The 8853-nt window shown below is 47.7% G+C and carries 7 protein-coding genes and 2 pseudogenes; 5 read left to right on the forward strand and 4 right to left on the reverse strand.

Features of this window, described 5'->3' with window-relative positions; all coding sequences use genetic code 11:
• Positions 1 to 140: 140 nt before the first annotated feature.
• From LQV63_RS28885 to LQV63_RS28895, 3 genes are all read right to left on the reverse strand, one after another.
• Positions 141 to 1433, reverse strand: coding sequence for a DUF4179 domain-containing protein (locus tag LQV63_RS28885; protein WP_233699300.1), 1293 nt, complete (start codon positions 1431 to 1433; stop codon positions 141 to 143).
• Positions 1399 to 1962: an RNA polymerase sigma factor gene (locus LQV63_RS28890; RefSeq protein WP_233699301.1), complete on the reverse strand. Its 564-nt coding sequence runs from the start codon at positions 1960 to 1962 to the stop codon at positions 1399 to 1401. The genes LQV63_RS28885 and LQV63_RS28890 overlap by 35 nt, the downstream gene beginning before the upstream one ends.
• A gap of 257 nt (positions 1963 to 2219) precedes the next feature.
• Positions 2220 to 2933 carry an RraA family protein gene (locus LQV63_RS28895; protein ID WP_233699302.1) on the reverse strand — a complete coding sequence of 238 codons (714 nt, stop codon included), beginning with the start codon at positions 2931 to 2933 and terminating at the stop codon, positions 2220 to 2222.
• Positions 2934 to 3161: 228 nt separating this feature from the next.
• On the opposite strand from LQV63_RS28895, the gene LQV63_RS28900 reads away from it, so the two are divergent.
• The 3 genes from LQV63_RS28900 to LQV63_RS28910 all read left to right on the forward strand — a co-directional run bounded on the left by LQV63_RS28900 (position 3162) and on the right by LQV63_RS28910 (position 5314).
• Positions 3162 to 3716: an SMI1/KNR4 family protein gene (locus LQV63_RS28900; protein WP_233699303.1), complete on the forward strand. Its 555-nt coding sequence runs from the start codon at positions 3162 to 3164 to the stop codon at positions 3714 to 3716.
• Positions 3717 to 4020: 304 nt separating this feature from the next.
• Positions 4021 to 4341 (forward strand): hypothetical protein, encoded by a 321-nt coding sequence (locus tag LQV63_RS28905; RefSeq protein ID WP_206097298.1) that lies wholly within the window; start codon positions 4021 to 4023, stop codon positions 4339 to 4341.
• A gap of 121 nt (positions 4342 to 4462) precedes the next feature.
• On the forward strand, positions 4463 to 5314 hold the full coding sequence (locus LQV63_RS28910; RefSeq protein ID WP_233699304.1) for an SMI1/KNR4 family protein: 852 nt from the start codon (positions 4463 to 4465) through the stop codon (positions 5312 to 5314).
• A 562-nt stretch (positions 5315 to 5876) separates the two neighbouring features.
• On the opposite strand, the pseudogene LQV63_RS32225 reads toward LQV63_RS28910, so the two are convergent.
• Positions 5877 to 6942, reverse strand: a pseudogene (locus LQV63_RS32225) (DUF6138 family protein).
• A gap of 58 nt (positions 6943 to 7000) precedes the next feature.
• Between LQV63_RS32225 and tnpB the strand changes: the two are divergent.
• Together tnpB and tnpC are read left to right on the forward strand one after the other, a co-directional pair.
• Positions 7001 to 7147, forward strand: a complete 147-nt coding sequence (gene tnpB / locus LQV63_RS32230) for an IS66 family insertion sequence element accessory protein TnpB (RefSeq protein ID WP_407672982.1) — start codon at positions 7001 to 7003, stop codon at positions 7145 to 7147.
• Between the two features lie 74 nt (positions 7148 to 7221).
• Positions 7222 to 8720, forward strand: a pseudogene (tnpC, locus tag LQV63_RS28925) (IS66 family transposase).
• The last annotated feature ends 133 nt before the right edge of the window (positions 8721 to 8853 follow it).

Here is an 8853-nt window from a genome sequence, read left to right on the forward strand (position 1 = left end):
AACCTGGAAGAAGGGAATGAGAAAACCTAAGGTATGATCACTTGAGAGCTGGTTTGCACCCGTATCGATCGCATAGAGGCCCAGTCGAGCTGTTCAAGTTGAGCGAACTCCCTATGAGCTGCTATCACAAACGCATGATTTTATTTTTTATCTACGTGAATCGATATTTTCTTATTGTAGGTTTTAATATATTGGTATCCATCCACGAGTAGGAATTCCGGCTTGTCTGTTGTGTTAAACGAATACGTCTGCTCCCACATAATGTTGCCATTCTTCAAATCCCACTGTCGTTCTTCGGAAATCGATGATACAGGGATTACGTTACCACCAGCTTGTATGGATAAATTGTCCGTTTCCAAGAAAGTAAACTGTTTTCTGGCAATGACGATATCATAGCCTGTAGCAGTTTTGGTAACGCTTCGAATCCAAAACTTTTCATCACCCACTTTAATGGATCGATCAGATGGTGACGCAAGCGAGATGGGTTCTTGTATTTTGTGATATCCTTCAAAATTTACGAGTTCAAGCTCAATGGATTGAATATTGTCTGTAGGGAACGGATCAAATTTCAGTTGAAAGTCTGGATTACGTCCCCCTGCTCTAGTCAATCCAACTTCTGTTCCATTCACACAAAGCTTGGTTTCGCCTGAAAATCTCGGGTATTCCTCTAATTCATAATGCCCCTTCACGATGGTTGAAGTTGGCGAAGCCGTAATGTAGTCATAGTGAATCGTGCCTTTATCGACAGCAATTGATTCGGAAAGATCCTCTTTAATGATACTCTTCATCGCTTTGTTCGCTTCAAACTCGAAGGAGAGTGGATAAGATATCTTCTCCCCATTATCGAGCCACTCATTGAATGTAAGGGTTAATGTTCGAGAAAATGGACTAACTGGCTCGAATTCAGTGTCTCCCACGAACTGGCTCTTGTTTTTGCCGGGACCGCCGCCTCCTCCTAGTGCAGCGGAATCGGTCAAGAACCCTTGCACTCGATCAAAGCTATAACGTACAAAATCATGGTTAGTATACTCGGTGCCCGAAGGTCGATCAATCGTGTAATACATGCGAAAAACATTATCGTCCGCAATCACGCCATTAATGGTAAGGACAGTGCCGTCCTTAAGCGTTGTGCTTTTGTTTACCCTTTGTCCGACTCCATGCTTCATCACTTCAGCAAAGCTGAGAGAGTTCAAGCTGACGCTATTAAACAACTTGCTTCCGTAATAAGCTAAGGCCGGATACTCATATATTCCAACCATGAGAATGAGCGCTGCGGCAGCTGATGCAACCCATGCCCGGGCTTTATTCCGGTTTCTTTTTTTAGCTGGAACATTGTGAAGTGCATCTCGAAGTCTGCCCTCAAGGTCTGACGGAGCCTGTAACTTATTCAAGGTTTCTTTATGCACCTGTAACTTCTCCTCGATCGTTGTCATAACGATCACCTCCGATCATGACTTTCATTTTTTGTATGCCTTGCGAGATTCTTGATTTGATGGTTCCAAGCGGCGCGCCGGTCATGTCCGCTATCGTCTGATACGAAAGATCATGAACATAACGAAGCTCGATCGCTTCCCGCTGTTGTGCATTCAGATGAGATAGCAGCACCTGCATGTGCATCTCGGACTCTGTATCGCGATATGGATTATCGTCGGTTAATGCAGCAAGTGATGGTGCTCGCTCGTCTTCCAGCGGAAGAAACCGCTCCTTTTTGCGAAGCAATGTTTTGCACCGATTGACGAGAATGGTTTTGCTCCAGCTGTAGAATGCTTCGCCGTTTTGCAATTGATCAATCTTTTCATAAAGTGCAACAATCATGTCTTCCATTGCATCCATCGCATCATGCTCATTGCCCATATATGTATAGGCAAGACGATAATAAGCGTCCTTATCGGCCATGATTAGTTGTAATAGTGCTTCCTTGTTGCCTTTTTTGGCTTGTTTGACAAGATGGCTTACTCTCATGTTCACTCCCCTTTTCATAGATAAGAGATCGCAGAGGTTATAAAAGTTCATTTTGTACAAAAAAATTTTCATTCGATTCATAACTGTGTCATCTATTCTAACTCTGCCTGCCTCGATTTTCATAATGGAATTCCTTCCTTTGTTCACAAAGTCACCTATCTAAGCAACGATAGATTGGATGACAAAAACAAAAAAACCGCATGAAATGCGGCTTTAGATGCATGAAGTATAAAAGAATTTCATTTTGAGTCGGAATCTTAGTCATTGGAGTCGGGTGAAATCACTTCCCGCTTTCCAAACAGCGTCAGACCCGCCGCTTTAGCCAGCGACGCAGACGCGCGGTTATCGAGCTGGCTTGTTAACACTTTATCTAAATAAGCGCTAATGGATTCTTTCCCATTTGCATGTGCTTCTTGTACTCGCCGTTCATCCTTTGCAAGTTTCGTCTCAGCCGCCGCCGCAATACGTTCTGCATCCTCCTGTGGTACGACAACTACACCATCCACATCTCCGATAACATAATCACCCGGATGAACAGTAACGCCGCCAATGGCAATAGGTACATTTACTTTCCCGCCACCGTTTTTATTGCCGGCTGCTACGGTTGTTCCAAGAGAAAACACGGGGAAATTCAGCTCTCTAATACCCGCAATATCGCGAATGACGCCATCCACGACCAAGCCTTGTACACCTATACCTTTTGCTAACGAAAGAATAAAGTCTCCTGCAACCGCACGATTTGTATTCCCCTTCGCATCAATGACTAAAATATCGCCTTCATTAGCAGCTCGAATCGCTTCTAGTACCGCACGATTTTCTCCATCTGGCAAACGCACCGTTACCGCACGTCCGGCAATTTTAAAATGATCTGCCAGCGGCTTAATATCACTGCGTAAATTCGTATGTCCTCCCGTTGCATCTGAAATCGCTGTGGTTGGTAAATGTTTAAAACTTACTTCCACTTTTGTCATACATAACACCCCTATATATGAATGATGAAAGCCTTATACATATATTGTAAATAAAATCATCTACTGTTTCAATGTTGAATGCTCCTAAGCTTCGATTTTGTCCACCATGACACTTTATGTTGAAACCTGCCCAGATGAACTGGCTATATTTGCACAAAAGGCATGAATTACATTAATCTTATACTAATACGTAATCATTCGGTAGATGACAAAAGGAGGTATGACGGGATGAACTGGGAATCCGTATTCGAAGTGTGCTATCGAAAGCATTCCGGAGTAAGGGAACGAGAGTTGGAACAGGTTGTGAATCATTGGAACAAACCTTTATCCGAGGAGGAAATTGCGGAAATACGGGGAAGGCAGCGCAACCCCTTCCCTGAAACAAATCCTTTACATAGGCTATACCAGCCGTTTGATCCGGCAAAATGGTCCATTCCGAACAAGCGTCTCCCCGCAGCTTATCTTGATTTACTTCGTTATTCCAATGGCGGTGAATTCGGAAACGGTGATCGGTATTTTCAATTTTTCAGCGCTGATGAGTTAAGAGCCATGCTGCTGGCCTATGAATTTCCCGAATATATGCCGGGGGCGGTACCCTTTGCTATGGATGGCTGCGGTCATCATTATGCTTGGGACATGCGCAGTAGCTCGGAAGAAGATGAACATCCCATTCTCGTATCTCACTCGGGAAATCTAGGTTACGAGGACAGCGCACAAGTTGCTGCAACGTTCATAGAGCTATGTACGGGAACAATCTCGGCGGAAGATTTACTTTACGGGTAAAGAAGGCAAGGAATGCAGTATGACCATCCGATTTGGTGTTAATTGTAACATATGGAAGGGTCGTGGAATTCTTCGAATTTAGCTTAATCAGTATGATTCATTCCCACCTGATCGTTCTCCTATAAATGTACACAGCCATTTATTGATGTTACTATTTATAAAGGTAGAAGATACCATGCTTTATATACTGTGTCCGGGTATAAGCCTCTTCGAATTGATGTCGATACACCGATATCGTTATCCGTAGTGAACTCTAATCGTTAGATGGGTCGAAATCTATTAATCCAAACTATTAGAGGAAGTAATGATATTTTTGCTTTTGATGGCGGGAGCCACCGTGAATGCCATCCAATGCGTGTTTGTGGGGGGCGCCGTTTTTGTAGGCTTTGTCTTTTTCCTGGTCGGATTGCCTCAATCCAAGTCCTTGAAAAAATGGTTTACGCTCGACACGATCAAATTTACACTTACGGTCTTTTTTACATTGCTAACTTTGATTATGTATATGGTGATTACATATGGGAACGTACGAACCGGAGGAACATTGGCTTTCTCTCGTCCAAATTCAACCGATGCCTACATGACTCAAGCTAAGAATCTGGTGCTTTGGGGAGCTGGGATTAGATAAGAAGCATAAATGGATAGTTGCGGCCGGGGCCATATTGACGAGCGCAGGCGGCAGCGTCGCGTGGCTGACGTCGATGTAAGACGAAGTTAATTTTATAAAAAATAGAATATTGGAGGATGCAATGAATCAAGCGCTTATCGAACAATTGAACCAATGGCATGAAGAAGACGAGCATCAGCGAATCGTGGACTCGCTGTTAGCCATTCCCGAGGAGGAACGGGACTATGATGCTGTCAGTCGACTGGCTAGAGCCTATAACAACTTGGGGCTTTATGAAGAAGCACTCAACCAATTTGAAAAAATTGCTGAAGCGGGCCAACGCGATCCACTGTGGCATTATCGGGTAGGTTTTGCTCTATATCATTTAAAAAGATATGAGGATGCGGCTCAAGCATTAAGCACCTCTGATACATTAGAAACCGGTGAACAGAATACTGAATTATTGTTAAGATGGAGCTTACAAAAAGCGGAAAAGCAGCAAAGACAAGAGCGTCGGATCGCTGCCAAAAGGAAAGCAGCCTTGGAGTCTCGCGGATCGGCAGCGGAGGTTCCTTTTTCGAACTTCTCGCTAGTTGATTTTTGGGACGACAGCGAGTATGCGAGAAAGTCCTATCAATCTGAGCCGCCTACGGATGAACTGATCGCCTCGATCGAGGAAGAACTGGGATACAAGCTCCCCTCCTCTTATATCGCACTGATGAAGCATCGCAATGGCGGAATTCCGAAGAACACCTGCTTTCCAACAGAGGACGCCACTTCTTGGGCTGAGGATCATATAGCTATTACGGGAATTCTGGGTATCGGCCGTGACAAAAGCTATTCGCTCTGCGGGGATCTCGGCAGTAAGTTCATGATTGAGGATTGGGGATTCAGGATAATGGACGCCTTCGGTTTACGGATCAGTCCGCTGAGGAATTGGTTCAGCAGCTGCGAGAAGCCTAAAAAGGCCGACCAGGCATCATGCAAGCAATAACAAGAGCCCACGTTCGACGGACGCGGGCTCTTCTTCTTTTTAGCAATGGAAAAGCCGCTTTACAGCGGCATTCTAAATCTTCTCTTCTATTCTCGGTTAATCCGGTTGAGGGATACTGGGAAATCTCAAAGCTGCGTTCTCATGTATCCCGCCATTTCGATGCATTGTATGGTTATTACGCTGCCTATCTTGTCACCACGTCACCTTTTTACGGAGTGTGTATTCCCAACTGCTCCACGTAGTACCGATGTGCAATTTCCGCGATATGATCCTGGTCTTCCTAAAATTTCTCATCCAACTTATCCAGCCGTTCTATCTCGTCCTCAGTAAGAAACAATGGAATATCCCAGAGCTTTGTAAGGCGCTTGTCTTCTGACATATGTTCGATGCAGGCATATTTTTCTCCACAAAGGCCATAGCAAAATCGAACCATATGTCGCAGACATTAGTCTTATCCAATTTGTTTACCCCCTTTATGTTTAAGCCTTTATAAATCAGAACAGAATTTTATTTGCACAAAAGCGATAATATTATCAGTTCAACTTTGGTATTTTCAAAAAGCTTAACAGAGCGCCAGCAGCTGCTCCAGTCTTTCTTTTAGCGGCGACTCTGCTTTTCGTGCCGCTCCCTCCAGCTTCTTCAAGCTTCCAAAGGTTCGGCACACTACCATCTCACATTGATAACTCTCTTTGTCTTTCAACGCCTCGATAAGCGCCTCGGCAAGCTCAGGGCGGTCGATGGTCAGATTTTTTACCTTTGTCCCTTCGTCAATGCCTGCCAGCAAAATGGATACGATCACCGGCATATGCTCTGCTTTTACGCCATGCGCCTCGATAAATGCCTGCGGATACCCGTCCTGCACCATTTGGTGCTCTGTATCCACCAGGCCCATATAACGGCATACCAAGGGAAAATAATCCTCGCTGTATAAGCCGAGTCCTAGTACGGCATAAGTGCCCGGCATAGCCGATTTCTCGCTCGGCTCCACATCGCTGTACCACTCGAACTCCTCCATTGCCGTATCCGCATATTCTGCAACACAACGCCGGATAGCTGAGTGCATTGGCAAAAAAACGATGCAGCTTGGACTTCGCCAGCTTTTTAAACGGAAGCACATGCTTTTGACTGCTTTTCAGCTTTAAATTGTAGCCTTTGGGGAAGCCCTGACGCAACAGAGCGATGATATAATCGAGCGCTTCTCCATAAGCCGCCTCCTCTTCAGAGAGAATCCGGATGTCGATCGTCTGCGTCACATCATTGTTGCGGGCCTCTACACTCTCTCCCCGATAGGAACTCGCAAATTTTCCGCTGCCTATTTTCAAATAATCCGCTGCTCGCTTTGAACCCAATTGCACCGCAAGTTCCAGGTACTTCAGTCGAGTATCCGGCTCGGTGAAGCCAATCTGTACGGCTGCATAAAGGAAGAAATCCATTTCTTCAGCATCTGCGGAAGAATGAATCGCTTCCTCCTTCAACACCCATTCGTTTCCATAATAACCGGTTTGGTTAAAATGCTGCGGTAAAAATCGATCCTGCGCCCAACGTTTGAAGGCCGAAGTATATCGACCGATCCAATAGCTTTTGCGCTCTTGGTTCGTATTCAGCTTATCGGAGAGGCGACGGATCAAAGGATCGATCTCTGCTTCATTAGATCAGGATTGACCGTAAGCGTCAATCCAATCCCACCTGCTCGAGCGCGGCTCGTTTCAGTGGCCCGATGGCGGCACGGCTCCAATATGTCTGACGCAGCGTGAGCTGCGCTGGCTGCTCGACGGCCTGTCGCTCACCCAGCGCCAGGCGCATGCTCAGGTCTCGCCGGAAGTGGCGATCTAAACATGGGCAGCAGGATTTTTCGGCCCTCCTGACGAATCTCTCTTTCATGGAAAAAAGAATCGGAATCCCTCACCCTGGAACAACTCCAGCAGCAAAATGCCAAGCTGGAACAACTTAAATACCGAACTGTCGGCCAAACTCAAATGGTACGAGGAACAGTTCCGGCTTGCACAGCAGAAACGCTTCGGGGCTTCCAGCGAGAAGACGCATCCGGATCAATTGGAACTGAATCTGTTTAATGAGGCTGAAGTGCTGGCAGTGCCTAACGCAGAGCCCGGAGAAGGAACAGATTACTTACGAGCGCCGCAAATCGAGTGGCAAAGGTGAAGCAGATCTCTCCAAACTGCCGCTGGAAACGGTGACGTATACCCTTGCCGAAGGCGAGCAAATCTGCGCCTGCTGCGGTGGATCGCTGCACGAGATGACCACGCAGACCCGTCGCGAGATAGCGGTGGTGCCGCCTCAGGTCAAGGTGGTGCAGCATGTGCGGCAGGTGTATGCCTGCCGGCACTGTGAGCGCCATGAACTACATACGCCGATTGTAACGGCTCCAATGCCTTGGCCCGTCTATCCGGGCAGCCTGGCCTCGCCATCGGCGATGGCGCATGTGATGTGCCAAAAATACGTGAGCAGCTAGCCGCTCTACCGACAGGAACAGGAATGGACCCGTTTAGGTTATCCCTTGTCCCGGCAAACGATGGCGAACTGGATGATCTACGGTGCGGAGCGCTGGCTGCTGCCCGTTGTGGTGGAAATGAAGCGCCATCTGCTGAAGCAGGATGTGCTGCATGCGGACGAGACCACGCTGCAGGTGTTAAAGGAACCGGGAAAAGCGGCGCAGTCGGATTCGTACATGTGGCTATACCGCACGGGGCGAGGTGCACCCTCCGTGGTGTTGTACGACTACCAGCGCACGAGAGGCGGGGAGCATCCGCGGGACTTTTTGGCGGGGTTCAAGGCAAAGAGGTGACACTGGCGGGCTGCTGGGCGCATGCGCGGCGCAAATACGATGAGGCACTGAAGGCAGCGCTAAAGGCCAGAAGGAATCCGCACAGCGTGGCGGCGCAAGGCCTTGCCTGGTGCAACCAACTGTTTGCCATCGAACGGGAACTCAAAGAAGCGACGACCGAGGAGCGGCTCGCCGCACGCGAGGAACAAAGCCACGGTGCTGGATGCCTACTATGCCTGGCTGCGCCAGCAGAAATCCCGGACGATGCCCAAGAGCTTGCTGGGTCAAGCGATTGGCTACAGCCTGAACCAGTGGGACAAGCTGACGGCGTTTATGAAGGACGGTCGGCTAGAGCTGGACAACAATCGGGGGGAACGTTCAATCAAGCCGTTTGTGAACGGACGCAAAAACTGGCTCTTTGCCCATACTCCGCGCGGAGCCAAGGCCAGCGCAGCGATCTACAGTGTGATCGAGACGGCCAAGGAAAATGGGCTGCATCCGTTTCGGTATCTCACGCACTTGTTCGAGCAGTTGCCGCAGCTTGCCAATCTGCAAGAGCCACAGGCGTTAGAGTCTTTTATGCCGTGGTCGCCGCAGTTGCCGGACTTCTGCCGCATGAACTAATCTACATTGATCATACACTGGCCCCGATCTGATCGCTAGGTGGGGCCTATTTGACGTTCACGATTCTGTTGAGCAATCAATATGGCGGTCGTGGCGAAGTGGTTAACGCATCGGATTGTGGCTCCGACATTCG

The sequence above is a fragment of the Paenibacillus profundus genome, assembly GCF_021369635.1.
GTDB lineage: Bacteria > Bacillota > Bacilli > Paenibacillales > Paenibacillaceae > Paenibacillus_B > Paenibacillus_B profundus.